The organism is Paraburkholderia sp. EG286B, from assembly GCF_040965655.1.
In the GTDB taxonomy this organism is placed as follows: domain Bacteria; phylum Pseudomonadota; class Gammaproteobacteria; order Burkholderiales; family Burkholderiaceae; genus Paraburkholderia.
In genome coordinates this window covers 1-15402 of record NZ_JBFRCF010000058.1, presented here as the reverse complement: position 1 = coordinate 15402, position 15402 = coordinate 1, and the positions used below count along the sequence as shown (strand labels likewise).

General features: G+C 61.6%; 5 protein-coding genes and 7 pseudogenes. 5 read left to right on the top strand and 7 right to left on the bottom strand.

All coding sequences use genetic code 11. The annotated features are described in order from the left end of the window. Positions 1-134 precede the first annotated feature (134 nt). The 4 pseudogenes from AB4Y42_RS42530 to AB4Y42_RS42515 all read left to right on the top strand — a co-directional run. Positions 135-1358: pseudogene (locus AB4Y42_RS42530) on the top strand (tyrosine-type recombinase/integrase); the annotation flags it as partial. 186 nt (positions 1359-1544) lie between these two features. After that, a pseudogene (gene istB / locus AB4Y42_RS42525) lies at positions 1545-2108 on the top strand (IS21-like element helper ATPase IstB); the annotation flags it as partial. Between the two features lie 425 nt (positions 2109-2533). After that, positions 2534-2905, top strand: a pseudogene (locus AB4Y42_RS42520) (transposase); the annotation flags it as partial. Between the two features lie 142 nt (positions 2906-3047). Then, a pseudogene (locus tag AB4Y42_RS42515) lies at positions 3048-3472 on the top strand (transposase); the annotation flags it as partial. 160 nt (positions 3473-3632) lie between these two features. Here the strand turns inward: AB4Y42_RS42515 and gspK are convergent. The 5 genes and pseudogenes from gspK to AB4Y42_RS42490 form a co-directional block, all read right to left on the bottom strand. After that, positions 3633-4766 (bottom strand): type II secretion system minor pseudopilin GspK, encoded by a 1134-nt coding sequence (gene gspK, locus AB4Y42_RS42510; RefSeq protein ID WP_368697682.1) that lies wholly within the window; start codon positions 4764-4766, stop codon positions 3633-3635. A 29-nt stretch (positions 4767-4795) separates the two neighbouring features. Then, a pseudogene (gspE, locus tag AB4Y42_RS42505) lies at positions 4796-6263 on the bottom strand (type II secretion system ATPase GspE). Positions 6264-6298: 35 nt separating this feature from the next. Then, a complete protein-coding gene (gspD, locus tag AB4Y42_RS42500) occupies positions 6299-8689 on the bottom strand; it encodes a type II secretion system secretin GspD (RefSeq protein WP_368692913.1) in 2391 nt (796 codons plus the stop codon). A 435-nt stretch (positions 8690-9124) separates the two neighbouring features. Then, positions 9125-9748, bottom strand: a pseudogene (locus tag AB4Y42_RS42495) (IS6 family transposase); the annotation flags it as partial. Positions 9749-9889: 141 nt separating this feature from the next. Then, a complete protein-coding gene (locus AB4Y42_RS42490; protein ID WP_368692914.1) occupies positions 9890-11818 on the bottom strand; it encodes a protease pro-enzyme activation domain-containing protein in 1929 nt (642 codons plus the stop codon). A 988-nt stretch (positions 11819-12806) separates the two neighbouring features. On the opposite strand from AB4Y42_RS42490, the pseudogene AB4Y42_RS42485 reads away from it, so the two are divergent. After that, positions 12807-13846: pseudogene (locus AB4Y42_RS42485) on the top strand (IS3 family transposase); the annotation flags it as partial. 651 nt (positions 13847-14497) lie between these two features. Here the strand turns inward: AB4Y42_RS42485 and AB4Y42_RS42480 are convergent. Together AB4Y42_RS42480 and AB4Y42_RS42475 are read right to left on the bottom strand one after the other, a co-directional pair. Next, positions 14498-15016, bottom strand: a complete 519-nt coding sequence (locus AB4Y42_RS42480; protein WP_368697681.1) for an IS5 family transposase — start codon at positions 15014-15016, stop codon at positions 14498-14500. A gap of 90 nt (positions 15017-15106) precedes the next feature. Beyond that, the coding region (locus AB4Y42_RS42475; RefSeq protein ID WP_368697680.1) for a transposase at positions 15107-15402 on the bottom strand (296 nt) is incomplete at its 5' end.

Sequence of the window (15402 nt, the reverse complement as noted above, 5' to 3'; positions counted from 1 at the left end):
GCAGGGGCAGGAAGTCAAAGTCAGTTTGTGGGTCAGTCATGATCTGCGTCCGCAGTGTGTAAGTTGCGGACGCAATCTTGATCCCTGTTACCCGCAGGTTCCAGATGAGCCGAAATTACCGCTTACGCACGGCAGGCGCACGCCAGGTCGAAGCTTTCTTTGCGGCCCATCCCGCGCTGACCGAGCGTGCACGCGCACTGGTTGTGGCAGCCCCTTCCGGGCCGGTGGTGCCGTGGGAACAGCTGCGTCTGCCGCACGAGGTCGACGGCTCGCACGGACAGTTTCGCGCACCACGGCACGTCTGTTTGCTCAAGGCGTCGAACGACTATGAGGCAACTCAATCGTGGCTGTCGTTGCACGAATCGGTGGCCACGCAGCGCGCCTACCGGAAGGAGGCGGAGCGCCTGATCCTGTGGGCGATCGTCGAACGGGGCTGCGCGCTGTCATCGCTGACCACTGACGACGCAATCGCCTACCGGGCGTTCCTGCGACGGCCGACGCCGAGGGAACGCTGGGTCGGGCCGTCGCGGTCGCGACAAAGCGTCGAATGGCGACCGTTCAGCGGGCGACTGTCGACGCGCTCCGCCGCGTACGCACTCACCGTACTTGCGGCCCTGTTCCGCTGGCTGGTCGAGCAGCGCTACGTTCTTGCGAACCCATTCGCGGGCGTCAAGGTACGAGGAAACGCAAAGGCGGGCCTCGATGTCACCCGCGGCTTTACTGAAGGCGAGTGGCTGCTGCTCCGCACGATCGCCGATGGCCTCGAATGGTCCTACGGCTGGAGCGAGGCGGCCGCCCGGCGGCTTCGATTCTTGCTGGATTTCGGCTACGCGACCGGCCTGCGGGCCAGCGAACTGACGGGCGCGACGCTCGGCAACGTCTTCACCGATGATCATGGCGATCACTGGCTACACATCACCGGCAAGGGTGGCAAGACAGGCAAGGTTGCGCTCCCGACGCTGGCACGGATGGCACTCGATCAGTACCTGGTGCAACGCGGGTTACCGGTCACCCAGGACCGATGGGACCCGGCGACGGTGCTCGTCGCCAGCCTAGAGGAGGATGGTACCGGCATCAATGCCACACGGCTCGGACGCGTGCTGCGACGCTTCTTCGTGCTGGTCGCCGACGCGATTAAGGATGAGCGGCCTGCGATGGCGGAAAAGCTGCGCCGCGCGAGCCCGCACTGGATGCGCCACACGCACGCATCAATCGCGCTCGCGCGCGGGGCCGAACTGATCATGGTGCGCGACAACTTGAGGCATTCGTCAATATCGACGACGTCGATTTACCTCCACGGCGACGAGGTCAAACGGGCAAGGCAGTTCGATCAGGCATTTGGCGCCCCCGGACGCTAGAGACTCGGCTACATGGCCGTAAATCAGTGCGCACCTGGACTCACGAAAGATCTCAACTTTACTTCGCGAGTATCGCAACAATTTGATTTATAAGGATAGTAATTCCTATCCGATGCTGAAATTCCACTGAATTCAGCGAAGGTTCAATTTTACTTCGCAAAACGGAACATCTTTACTTCGGCGGACGTCGATCGCCAGCTCGTCATGCAACTGGCCAGCATGGCGTTCACCGAGGGCGCACAGAACCTGGTTCTGGTCGGCGGGCCGGGCTCGGGCAAGACTCATCTGGCGACCGCCATCGGGGTGTCCGGAATCATTCATCACGGCAAGCGCGTGCGCTTCTACTCGACCGTGGATCTGGCCAACGCACTGGAGCAGGAAAAGGCGCAGGGCCGCGCGGGACGGATCGCTGCGAGCCTGCTGCGTCTCGACCTGGTCATTCTGGACGAGCTCGGGTATCTGCCCTTCAGCCAGGCCGGCGGGGCGTTGGTGTTCCATCTCCTGAGCCGGCTGTACGAGCACACGAGCGTTGCCGTTACGAATCTGGACTTCGCTGAATGGTCCAGTGTATTCGGCGACGCGAAGATGACTACGGCATTGCTGGACCGGCTGACGCACCACTGCCACATCGTGGAGACCGGCAACGAAAGCTACCGTTTCCGGCATAGCAGCGCCAGTGCAAAGAAACACATCCGCTCGCGAGAAGCGGCGCGCAGAGGCGACGGCGCAAGTGCGGCCGAATCAGCCTGACGTCGTTCGCCAGCGCAGGGGAATCTGCTACGAGCTACGCCCCTCGCAGATTCCCCTGCGCAACCCGCCCTCATACGCAGGAGGACAACGACCCCGGAAACCCATACACTTATCCACAACCGGTCCTGCTTTAGACCGGTCTCCACCCCGGCTCAAAATTCAATCGGCCCGGTGGCTCAAAATACCGTCGGCGCGGACATTCCCCGTCCCGAGGCTGCGGCGGAAGCCGCGAATGTCGGCATCAAAGTGCCATGATGGAGCGTCGAATCTTCATCAACGCCAGCAGGAGGGGAAGTCCATGTCCCTTGTCACCATTGGAATCGATCTTGCCAAGAACATGTTTGTGCGACCTGCAAGTCGCGTGAGTTTCTGTTTCATAGGAGCAGGTATGAGTTGATGAGACCGGTTGTTCCATCAACCGTTCCCTATCCAGGGTTCGCGGAGTAGGACCCGCTATCGTCGCCACGCTGATCGCCGACGTGCCAGAGCTCGGCAAGCTGACGCGGCGTGAGGAGGTCAGTGCGCTGATCGGGGTAGCGCCCTTCAACCGCGACTCGGGAGCGTTTCGCGGCAAACGAATGATCTTCGGCGGACGTGCCGCTGTCAGGCGCATGTTGCATATGGCGACGTTAGCGGCCGTACGCTTCAACCCGGTAATTGGGGCTTTCTATCATCGGCTCGTCGCCACCGGCAAGCCGAACAAGGTTGTTCTGGTTGCCTGCATGAGAAAGCTGCTGATCCTCAACGCCATCGCAAAAACAGGAAAGCCGTGGGATGAATCCATCCACACGGCTTGACTGGTAAGACAGTTGCTCATTAGTTGAAACAGGATCTGGCCTCCTGAGCTTATCCAGCGGGGCTCTGCAAGCGATGCTGCGGTCGCACAAGATTGATTACAAAATCAGTTGTGCGAGCGGGTCCGTCTATTGGTGGAGGGATGAGTGGCGGTATCTCTTTACCGGGCCGTCGACAAGGCAGGCAACACCATTGATTTTCTGCTGCGATCCCGACTGGATAAGGCTGCGGCCCGGGCTTATTTCGAAAAGGCAATTGACCAGAACGGCGAACCCGAGACCGTGACGATCGATAAGAGTGGATCGAATCTGGCGGCCTTGCAAGCGATCAACGCCAAGCGGGAAACGCCAATCGAGGTCCGTCAGAGGAAGTAACTGAACAACATTGTCGAACAGGATCACCGGGCCATCAAGCGTCGAACGCCCCCAATGCTGGGTTTCAAGAATTTTCGTTGCGCATGCATCATTCTGGTCGGAATTGAGACCATGCATATGATTCGCAAAGGTCAGATGAGCGACGGCCGTAAGGCACTCTCTCCCGCCCAGCAATTCTATTCCCTTTCTGCATAAGCAATCCTCTGTATTTCGGCGAACTCGCCGGCCACCTTCCTTATTGCGACGGAACCACGGCAACTCGGGCAGTTGCCACTCCTGCGAGAGCACCGCCGGATTACGCGGCAATAGGACGATCAGCGTGCTCAAAGGCCACTCTCTCTGTGTGTTGCGCTATTCATAGTTGGTCTTGTACCCGCACGATACGCGTAGTGTGAGTCAGCGGATCGCGATAGACGAGCGTCGTGCGATCCACTTCGGCGCGCTCGTGCTGCACAGTGCCGTGGACTAAAAAGTAGCTCGAATTGACGTCGAACTGATTCGGATCGATCGACGCCGATTGCACGCCGGCGGCGGTCAGCGCGAGTTGCACGTCGCCGGCATTGCGGAAAATCACGGTCTGGCGCCGCGCGACGAGTGTCTGCGCCTGCGGCACGGTCATGCCCGGCACCACCGCCGCGATTACTTCGGCCGACGCGGTGTTCATGTTGATCGCGGTGACCGTCGGCAGCACGATGACGAACGGCCGCAGCTTTGCGACGATCTCCGGTGTGTAGCCCGGAATGTCGAGCAGCGAATCGACGCCCGTCATTAGCAGCGGTGCGACCGCCACGTTGTCGTCGCTGTCCTCGATGCCGGGCTGGTTCGTGAAGTTGCCACCCGTCATACCGCCGCCGCCGACCTGCGGCGAGCTGCTGATCGACGTGCCGGTCTGAAAGCGCGTCGCCGATTGCGACAGTCCCGCGCGCACATGCAGCGCGGTCACTTTGGCGAGCTGCCCGCTCAGGCCGAGCGACACCAGCAGGCGCTGATACGCGGCCATCTGCTCGGCGCTGATTTGCATGACGCCGGGCGCCGGACTCGCGACCAGGCTGCGCAGATTGAATCTGGACTGCGCGTCCTCGATCGAGCCCGACAGGTACGTGGCCGCGCCCTGCTCAGCGCGCACCTCGCCGATCTGGCCGAGAAAATCCGACAGCCGCGCTTTCGCGATGGGCTCGTCCCAAACGCCACCCAGATAGGTGATACCCGCCGACGTGTCGCCTTCGGAGCGCAGGATCAGCCGGGTCCAGTCGAGCGCGCCGCGCGCGCCCCATTGCGCCTGCGACAGCAGCCGCTGATTCTCGATGCGCCGGATCTGCACCTGCTGGCGCCATAAAATGCTGGAGACGAGAATTGCCGACAGCGTCACCACCAGCAACGCGCTGATGATGGCGGCGCCGCGCTGCCTTAGCTGCGCTTTCCGGTGAGAGCCGCGTTCCGCAGGCAAGGCAGAAGCCGCACGGCGCGCATGAGAAAAGGAAAATCTAATGTCACTCTCCACGGAGTGCCCGCATGCGCTCATGCTCCGCCCGTCACGCGAATCACTTCTCCGAGCGACGTCGGTCCCGACGCGAGCCAGCGCTCCGAATCCTCGCGCAGCGTGCGCATGCACTGGGCGCGGCCCGCTTCGAGAATTTCGGCATCGGCCGCGTTGCGGTGGATCAGCGAGCGGATCGATTCGTCGATCAGCAGCAGTTCGTAGACGCCGCGGCGTACCGCGTAACCCGACTGGCCACAACGGTCGCAGCCGACCGGATGCCAGCGCTTGCTGCCGTCCTCTTCGGTGCGCTCTTCGCGGCACACCGGACACAGGCGCCGCACGAGCCGCTGCGCGAGCACGCGGAGCAGCGAGGACGCGAGCAGATACGGCTCGACGCCCATGTCGGTCAGACGGGTGAGCCGATGCCGCGTCGTTCGTGTGCAGCGTCGCGAGCACCAGGTGACCCGTCAGCGACGCCTGCACCGCGATCTGCGCGGTTTCGAGATCGCGGATTTCACCGATCATGATGATGTCCGGGTCCTGACGCAGAATCGAGCGCAATGCGCGCGCGAAGTTCATGCCAATCCGCTCGTTGACCTGGGTCTGGCTGATGCCGGACAGGTCGTATTCGATCGGGTCTTCCACCCTCATGATGTTGGTGGTCGCCGCCTCCAGTCGCGACATCGACGCGTACAGCAGCGTCGTCTTGCCTGAGCCGGTCGGGCCCGTCACGAGCACGATGCCGTGCGGCTTGCCGATCAGCTTGTCGAACTGGCCGAGCGTGTCGGATGCCATGCCGAGCGCTTCGAGATTGAGCCGCGCCGCGTCTTTCTCAAGCAGACGCAGCACTGCGCGCTCGCCGTGGCCGGTCGACAGCGTCGATACGCGCACGTCGACCGGACGACCGCCGACGCGCAGCGTGATGCGGCCGTCCTGCGGCAAACGTTTCTCCGCGATGTCGAGCTGTGCCATGATCTTGATCCGCGAGATCAGCGCGCCATGCAGCGCTTTTTTCGGCCGCACCACGTCGCGGAGCGTGCCGTCGACGCGAAAACGCACCACGGACGCATTCTCGAACGGTTCGATGTGGATATCCGATGCCTGCTCGCGCGCCGCTTGTGTGAGCAGCGCATTGATCATGCGGATGATCGGCGCGTCGTCTTCCGATTCGAGCAGATCCTCGCCCTCGGGGATATCTTGCATCGGCCGCGACAGATCGACTTCGCCTTCCACTTCGCCGACCACCTGCGCGGCGCTGCCGTCCTGGCGCGCGTAGGCCTGGTTGATCGCCTGCGCGAGATCGTCGACGGGCACGCGCACGACCGACACCGCGCCGTAGTTGCGCGCGGCTTCGCTCGTGCGCTCGCTGATCCAGACCTCGAGGCTATCGGCATGCTGATGCGCGACCAAGATTTGGCCGCTGCGCGTAAAGCCGTACGGCACGAGCCGGGCAGCGAGCGGCGAGGGCGCAGCGCGCTCGCCGGCCGCGGCGTCGCCGTTCAGCAGACGTTGCGAGGGCGCGGTTTGCGCGGGCGTCTGCGTCACGGACGCGCTCCCGGCGACACCGTGCTCGGCATCGCGCCGCTTGCTGGCTCGACGACGACCGGTTGAGGCAAGGTTTGCGGCATCGGTTGGGTCGGGGTCTGCGCGCCAGCTTGCGGCACGGCCGGCGCGCCGGCTTGCGGTACGGCCTGCGGCGGTACCTGTTGAGGCACCTCTTGCGGTGCCTGCTGCGGCATCATCTGCTGGCGGCGCATCTGGTTCAGGTCGAACAGATTCAGCGCCGGCACCCCGCCCTGGCTCGGGCCGAGCGGCATCGGCGGCACAACCGGATCGTCGCGATCCCTCATGATGTTGTTGTCCGAACGGTACGCGCCCTGCACACCCTGGATGTATTCATAGCGGTTCGCCGTGACGGCCTGCGTGGTGTCGCGGTCGCTCAGGATGACCGGGCGCAGGAACACCATCAGGTTAGTCTTGTCGCGGGTCTTCTGCTCGGAACGGAACAGCTGGCCCAGCCACGGAATGTCGCCGAGCAGCGGCACCTTGCTGTTCGTCACTCGATAGTCGTCCTGCATCAGGCCGCCGAGAACGATGATCTCGCCGTTATCGCATAGCACGGTCGACTGGATCGAACGCCTCTTGAATTCCGGGCTCGCCGGGTTCGTCGACGCGTTGCTCGTGTCGTTGTCGATCACCGAGTCTTCGGTGTAGAGCTGCAGCTTCAGGATGCCGCCGTCGGTGATCTGCGGCTTCACGTGCAGCGTCAGACCGATGTCGACGCGGTCGAACGTGTTGAACGCCGCGCTCGTCGTGCCGCTCGTCAGGTTCGAGTAGGAACCGGTCTGGATCGGCACGTTGGTACCGACGATGATCTTCGCTTCTTCGTTGTCGAGCGTGATCAGGTTCGGCGTGGATAGCACGTTGGCATCTTCGGTCTGTGACAGCGCCTGCAGCAGCGCGCCGAGACCCTGCACGCCGAAAATGTTGTGGATCCAGCCGACGTTCAGGCCCTGCTGGAGCGGCGCGGCTTTCGAGCCGAGCGCCGCGGCCAGACCGCCGGTGGTGCCAGCGGCCGCGGCTGCAGTCGTGAGATTAACGATGCTGTTGCCCGAGCCAGTCGCCAGATTAGTACCGGCAAACAAGTTACCGTTCGCGACCTGCCACTGAATGCCGAGGTTGCCGCTCGTGTTCGAGTTCAGCTCGACGATCAGTGCCTCGATATACACCTGCGCGCGACGCGCATCGAGCTGGTCGATCACCGCGCGCAAGTTACGGTACGTCGCTTCGGGCGCGGTGATGATCAGCGAGTTGGTCGCGGGATCGGCCGTGATCATGCCGCCGCCCTGGTCCTCGCTCTTCTCCTTGTCGCTGCCGAGAAAGCCACCGCTATTACTGTTCGAGCCCGAGGCGCCGCCGCCCATGGGGGAGTTCATCGAGCCGCCGCCGAGGCCGCCCGACGGCAACGGCGGCGTGCCCGTCGAACTGCTGCTGTTCGACGGACCGCCGCCGCTGGCGTTCTGGTTGAACGAGTTCGCCTCGTTCGCGCCGCCCGTCGAGCCCTCGCCGCCGCCCTTGCCGAGCATGCTGCGCAGCGTGCGCGCGAGCTTCGTCGCGTCGGCGTTGCGCAGCGGCACGACATGGATGTTGCCCGGCATCGTGGTCGGCATGTCGAGCTGATTCGCGAGTTCCTTGGCCGCCGCGAGGCGTGCGGCGTTCGACGCGCGCATCAGCAGCGAGTTGGTGCGCGGATCCGACGTGATCGACACCTTGAGCCTCGCGTCCGTGCTGCCGATCGAGCCCGGATCGAGCATCTTGTTCATCTGCTGCGCGATGTCGATCGCGTTCGCGTTCTTCAGCGGCACGACTGCAACCGCCTGGCCGGCCGCGCTATCGACGCCCGCGATGATCCGGGCGATGCGCCGCACGTTGTCGGCGTAGTCGGTGACGACGATCGTATTGTTGGCGGGGTAGGCCGCGACAGTGTTATTCGGCGAGATCAGCGGACGTAGTACCGGCAGCAGGTTGTTGGCCGATTCGTTCCTCAGCGTGAAGACCTGAGTGACGACCTGGTCGCCGCGCGCCGTCGGCGCGTTGCCGACGTAGGTCGGCACGCCTTGCAGCTTGGCGTCGGCCTCGGGCACCACTTTCAGCACACCATGATCCTGCACGAGCGCGAAACCCTGCATACGCAGCGCCGATTGCAACGTCTTCAGCGCCTGATCCTCAGGCACTGCGTTTTCCGATACCAGGTTTAACTGACCTGTGACGCGTGGGTCGACAATGATTGTCTTGCCCGTCGCCGCGCCAATCGCCTTGGCGACCTGGTCGATATCGGCGTTCACGAAGTTGAGTGTCACCCGTGCGTGAGCAGTCTGCGCGGTTATCAATCCAGCCAGCAGCAATGCGGTTGCTGCGCGAGATAAAGCCATACCAATTGTTTTCCGAAATTTTTGTGATTCTGCTGAAACTTCAATGTGAGAGCGAAGAAACGCCAAGTTTGCCCTTACATGATTTTGCTGGGAGGACGCCCGGGAAGCAGCGCATCGCGCCTTACGGGCTTTCCCGGATCAGGTAGAACTGGTCTTTGCCAATGACGGCTGCAGAGTCAAAACCTGCAATTGGCCGCCATGGGCCGCGGCGAGCGCGCGCCGACCGTGGTATCGTGGTGGCATGGCGCGTGACATACCTGATGCGCAAATTCCAAACCCGTTGGCACTTGGATGCCGCCTTGTTCTTCGACCCGAATGAAGTCCGTTGCGGCCATGTCCTCGTAGAAGAGAATTCCGGCCACGACGGCCACCGCAAAGGGGGCCGCGCCGCGATAGTGGAATCGGGCCCGTCACGATAGGGATTACTGACATTGCCAGTGAATAGAACCGCGCGGCAACTGTTCGATCTGTATCGCCATCTTTGATTTGCCCTTTTCGGATCATGTGCATGATCTGGATACCGGAGCGGATGATGTGCGCGCACCAGAATCCCCAAATCCCATCATCGGTGCGATGATGCGCCTGATGGCGCGATGGTCCTGCGCGCTGATTTGTTCAGCTACCTCTTCTGTCGGACGTTGATAGGTGTGGGCCGCCCGGCGTTGAGCACTTGGAGGCTCAGCCAGATCGGCTGCCGCTTCTGTCCGCGGCAGCCGTTTCGGGCTCACCGTTCCGTGCAATCGTCTTCTCGAAGTAACGTCGAGCGGCGACCTTGTCACGATGGGCACGCAACAGGAAATCGACCGTCTTAGCCACCTTGCCGACGGCGCGGAACAGGTACTTCCATTGTTCCCTTGAACTTCACATAGGTTTCGTCCATGCGTCAACTCCCACCCATGTGGCGTTTGCATTCGCGAAATTCTTTTTTGCAACAACCGTACGAGCTTTATCGCCCAGCGGTGCACGCTTGAATGATCGACCTGAATACTCCGCCCACTCATCATTTCATCCAGGTTACGCAAATTCAGCCGGTACGCCACGCACCACACACATCAGCATCACGTCCAACGCACAATGCAGCCGCTATATCACGTTGCCAATACCGGCGGACTGCCTCGTGCGCGGTATCTTCGTGTTTGCCATCATGTGTGGCATACATTTGGATTCGACTCTGCTCGACCTCGCTAACGCGACGCAACCTTACTGCGCGCGCCAACTTGGCATTGCCGCGCTGATCTTCGCGAAGTCCAAGCTGCCGAAGCCCGTAACCATGTCCCAGCCTGGCTTCGCAGTGAAGCCGTAGCCATGGTAGCCGTTGTTGCCCGATGTCACGTCGTGGTACAGCGCCGTATTGCCCGGGAGATTCTCATAGAACGCCGGCGTTGGCAGGCTGAGGCTGTTGTTCTTGGCCGATTCGAGCCGCGCCCAGCCGCCCACGAAGATTGGTGACGCGAGGCTTGTGCCGCCGATTGGCGAGTTCCTCTTCTGCCCGTTGACGATGATGTAGGCGCCTGTCGATCGCGCCGCATCGAACGCCACGTCGGGCACGGCACGCATCGTCACCGAACTGCCGAGCGCCGCGGTCTGCCAGCTGGGCGCGGCTTCGTACACGCTCACGCCCCCTCCCGTCGCCCAAATGCGCACCGCGTTGTCGACCGGCTCCCCGTTACTGTCGCGGTCCGCGTAGTCGACGCCGCCATTCCATACGGTTTCGCCGCCCCACGTCATGGTGCCGGTCGTGGCGAGCATCGTGCCGCCCACTGCGACGACATACGGCGAGCTAGCGGGATACTCCACGCCGTATTTGGACAGATCGATCATCGTGGTGACCGAGCTTCCGTCGAACGTACCGACGTACCCTTGGGCGCCACGCTTCGAATGCGATTCAACATAGGCTCCAGCATCGCCTGAAGAGACTGAGAAGATCTGTCCTTGTGCGACTGCCTGCTTGAACACCGCGTCGTCGGCGGCGAGCGCGCCGTCCTTGTAGGTTGCATGTTCGTCCTGCCCGATCGACACATTGATTATGGTAGCCTTATTGTCGGTCACCGCTTTGTTGAAAGCAGCGTTCAGCGTTGCGTCGGTGACTTGGTCGTTGCCGTCACCGCTCATGGCCGGATAGAAGATCAGCTCCTTGACGCCGCCGGATGTGCCGATGATGACCTGGCTGTCGAGAGCCCACTCGAGTTCGGCGTCGTGGACCGGGACGCCCGATCCATCCGCGACGACCGCCGTGTTGACCTTCGGCAGGTGTGCGTTCTGCGTGAAGGTGTTGAGGTCGGCAATGGTCTGAGTCATGTCGCCCCAGCTGATGATGCCCACCGTCGTGTTGGTCGCAGCGGGCAGGCTGTCCGCGTCATAGATCTTCGCGAAATCGGTTGGCTGGTGACCGACCAGCTGCGACGCGTCTGTCATGCTCTTCTCAATGGAGTTCGGTTCGATGACCGCTTCCGGCGCGAAGCGTTGGAGCATGATGTGCGGCACGACCGCATTCTGCAGGCCGAGTACCGAATCAACGACCGAGCCGAGCCATGGCGGGACAAAGGCTGACAAATCGTTCCCGTAGACCGGCTTGCCATTATAGTTGAAGCGCTTGATGCTCGTCTGGAAGGCGCTTTGCACGTTGTTTGCGTTGCCTTCGGCGAAGATCAGCATGTTGTTCTCTGATACGGAGACGTTGCGGAAGCCGTTCGCCTTCAGATGAGCGACTACGGCCGCGACCTGCGCGTCGGTCGGCGAGAAGCGCGCCCTGAATTCGGCCGGTGTGAGGTACCTGTGGTAACTGACGCTACCCGGCTGATTGAGGTCGCGAAGAAACCTGTCGAGCTGGTCCACGTTGCGGTGCTTCAGTGCCACGGTGATGTGCAGCGGCTGACTCAATTCGAGCGGCGTCACATTCGTATCGGTCAGCGCAGTATTGCTGAAGCTGTTCAGCGAGTAGCGGCGCGCCGCATAGGGGCCGGCCGATGCCGACGCATTCGACAGGAGGAACGCTTGCGTGCGGGTCGAGACCCAGTTGGTCGCCGCTCGGGCTGGCAGCGGCATCGTCGTGACCGCTACGCCAAGCGAAAGGGCGGCCAGTTCAAAGGCTCTTAGGAATTTGCGATTGCCGAAATGAATTGTCTGCATTAGAAGTTTTGAAATTCCAACGAAGATGGGGATGCAGCGGCACGCCCGCCAGACTCCCAGTTGCCGTCAACGCTTAACTCGACCGCGAACTATTTAAGAGCTGCGGCGAAGCCTGTCACGTTGCATGGAGTCTGGACGGCATTCGGGGTATTGCGCTAATGCTTACGAGCTTTGCCATGATTTCTCAAGGTGAATTTGCCGCAAAATGCTGCACGGCGCCGGAGTAGATCGCAGAGCCTTGGTAACCATAGGTCTCCGTATAAGAGTCGTCACTATGGTGTTGATCGAACCGGTCACGAGCAAACAAGCCGGGATACCTGCCGAACGCTTCTGATGTGGGCGGACTATTTCAAAGTTCAAAGCGCGATGTTCACGAGATTGTGTCCGGAGCTTCTGCCACGACGCAAGCAAATTTGAATCAATAAAATTGATGTCATGGTTTATGGTGGGATTGAAGGATTGCCGATGGGTGCGCATGGGTCTGCCGATCCCCGCGTAACGAGGTACGCATGGCCGACGACGAGCAGTATGGCCCACACCGAGCCCCGCGACTGCTCACGCCTATATGAGCTCCATATCCTCGAGATATTTCTGCAAGCGCTCAAGACCAAAGCTTTCTTGCGAACGCGGATGTGCGGTGGGAGCGTGTGCTTCCACGCGCTGCACGCACCGGAGGTTGAATATCTGGCGAAAGGCAGGTGCCTACGCCCTACGAATTCGGTGTGAAGCTAGTCGACAGCGAAAGCGGAAGTGCCGGAACTCGCCGGCGTAACGCATGTTTCGTCAAGACGTCGGCAGAAGTGAACAACCGCGCTGAAAAACAGTCATCCGCTCACCCGCCGACGCGAGCGCCAGATGCAGGGTTTCCGCGATTCACGCGTAAAAGTCTCTGCAATCCGGGGAACAACCCCTTGAACTGCTGGATACGGCCTACCTTAAATAACGGGTAGTCATACACTGTGTTTAGAGCTAACAGCAAGCAGGAAGTGTGGAAATGTTGACGGGACCGGAGCGCCGCCGACAGTGGGGCTGCGGAAGAGAAAGCGGCGATGGTTCGGGAGAGTCTGGAGCCGAGCAAGACCGTGTCGATGGTGGCTCGCCAACATGGCGTCAATCCAAACCAGCTGTTCCATTGGAAGAAGCTGTATCAGGACGGCAGCCTGTCGGCGGTGTTCATCGGTGAAGAGGTCGTGCCCGCTTCGGAGCTGGCAGACGCGCTCAAGACCGTAGAAGTTGAAGTTCTGAAAGAAGCAGTGGAGTACGGTCGGGAAAAAAAGGATAGCGCGCTCGCCATCATTGCCGGGGAACGACCAGTGAAGCAGGTCTGTGAAGTTTTCGGCGTGGCGCGCTCGAACGTGTCGATCAGGCGCGGACGCCCTGCCGGCTGGCAAGACGGGCACAGCGCCGTGCAGACAGACGATGCCGAACTGGTAGCGGTAATACGGGAGACCGTTATCGATTTGCCGAGCTACGGCTTTCGGTGGCTTTGGGGTGTTATCCGCAGCAACCGGGAGGTGCGTGGGGCTGGGGCGGTGAGCGCAAAGCGCAGCTATCGTGTCATGCGCGTTCACAGCCTGCTGCTGCAACGCCGACCGAAGTCGTCACTCCGTCACGCGGCGACATGACGGACGGGTTGCGGTGGCCAGAAGCAATCAACGCTGGTGCTCCAATGGCTTCGAATTCCGGTGCGAGAACTGCGAGCCATTGCGCGCTACCTTCGCGCTGGATTGCTGCGACCGGGAGGCAATGAGCTGGGTCGCGACGACGGTGGCTAAACCCGCAACAACGTTCGGGACATGATGCTTGCAGCCGTCGAGCATCGGTTTGGCAATGTCGATGCCGTACCGTCTTCGATTGAATGGCCAAGCGATAACGGCTCAGGATATATTGCCCGCGAAACGTGCGTTTGCGAGTGGTATTGGATTCGCGCCTCTCACGACACCGGTGGGTCCGCAAAGCAATTGTATGGCCGAGAGCTTCGTGAAAACCATGAAGCGCGACTACGTCGCCTTCATGCCCAAACCCGACAAACATGCCATTTCCCCGGCCTCCGGACGGACTGCGCCCCCTGAGCGGTCAGGCAACAATTTTTGCGCGCGCCACCGACTTGCCCCGGGTGATGCCGATGTAGCGCAACGGGCTCCCGCAGCACGCAGTTCAACGGATCCACGCCGAATGCCCGGGTCTGCAGATTGCGGTGGCGGATCGTCGTCACCGGCTCCATATCCTGGTCCAGCACGCTTTTGCAGTGGCAGGGTTTTCACAGGGATCGAGTCTTCTCAGGGATGTCTGGATCGGGGAAAGTGGTGGTTCGCGAGGCCCATTCGCGCATTGTATAGCTCGGTGGTATCCCTGCAGTGGACAGGATAGAAACCATGGCTGTTGTCGGCCACATGTGCAGAGGATGCCGGAGCGGTGGCCTTTGGCGTGGGGACTGCCTGACTACCCCGCTGGTGCGCCGGAGGCCTATTTCAGGCCTCCGGCTCGCCTTCGTCGGCACCATGTCGGCCGGGGCGGCGTCTAGGGCAGCGCTGATCAAGCCCGGTAAACACGATTGCTTGCGACCAAGGCATGTGTAAACTTTCGAAATCGCGAATCGCAGCCGTAAAAGCGGGCATTCCAGCTCATGTTGGGCCCCTTGAGGGGCTCTGCACGGGCTCTTCGCCCGTCTTTGGCCCTCTACGGGCGCACCTGTGCCGTCGAGCGACCTCGCCACATGCAAAGATTGGCCAGCGCGAGCGCAACGAAGGCGCGATTGGCGTTTTTTGCCAGCCCGCGATAGCGAACCTTCGTGAAGCCCCACAGCCGCTTCACGACCGCGAACACGCGCTCGACCCGGGCGCGGATCTTCGACTTGTTGCGGTTCTTGCGCCGCGCCACTTCGTCGACGATGTCCTTGCGGCGCGTGCGCTTGTTGGTGAAGTCACGTGCCTTTGGGGCCTTGCTGTGAATCAGTGCTTTCTGGCTCGCGTATGCGCTGTCACCGTAGACGCGTTGCTCCTCACTGTGCAGCAACTGTGGCAGCGGATGCTTGTCGTGCACGTTTGCGGCCGTCACGACCGCGCTATGCGCCAGCCCGCTCTGACTGTCCACACCGATATACAACTTCATGCCGAAATACCACTGCTGGCCTTTGCGTCGTCTGATGCATTTCGGGGTCGCGCGCCCTCTCCTTGTTCTTCGTCGACGAGGGGGCACCGATCAGCGTGGCGTCGACGATCGTGCCACTCTTGAGCTTTGCTCCCCGCGCCTGCAACCCCACTCCCACTTCCGCGAAGATTCGTTCGCTCACTTGTGCTCCTCCAGCAGGTGCCGGAATTTGAGCAGCGTGGTGGCGTCCGGAACCGTTTCGCTGCCAAGGTCAATGCCAACGAAACGGCGCAGGCTGAGACTGTCGTACAGCGTCTCTTCGCATGCAAGATCGGCAAGATTGAACCAGTACTGCACAAAGTGAATCCGCAACATGCGCTCCAGCGCGATCGGCGGGCGACCATTGCCGCGTTTCGGATAAAACGGCTCCGCCACTGCGCACAGCTCCGCCCACGGCACGATCGCGTTCATCTCGTCGAGAAACGCTTCGCGTC

Excerpts from the sequence above, each read along its gene's own strand:
- AB4Y42_RS42490 (WP_368692914.1), bottom strand. The coding sequence starts at position 11,818 with ATGCAGACAATTCATTTCGGCAATCGCAAATTCCTAAGAGCCTTTGAA.
- gspD (WP_368692913.1), bottom strand. The coding sequence starts at position 8,689 with ATGGCTTTATCTCGCGCAGCAACCGCATTGCTGCTGGCTGGATTGATA.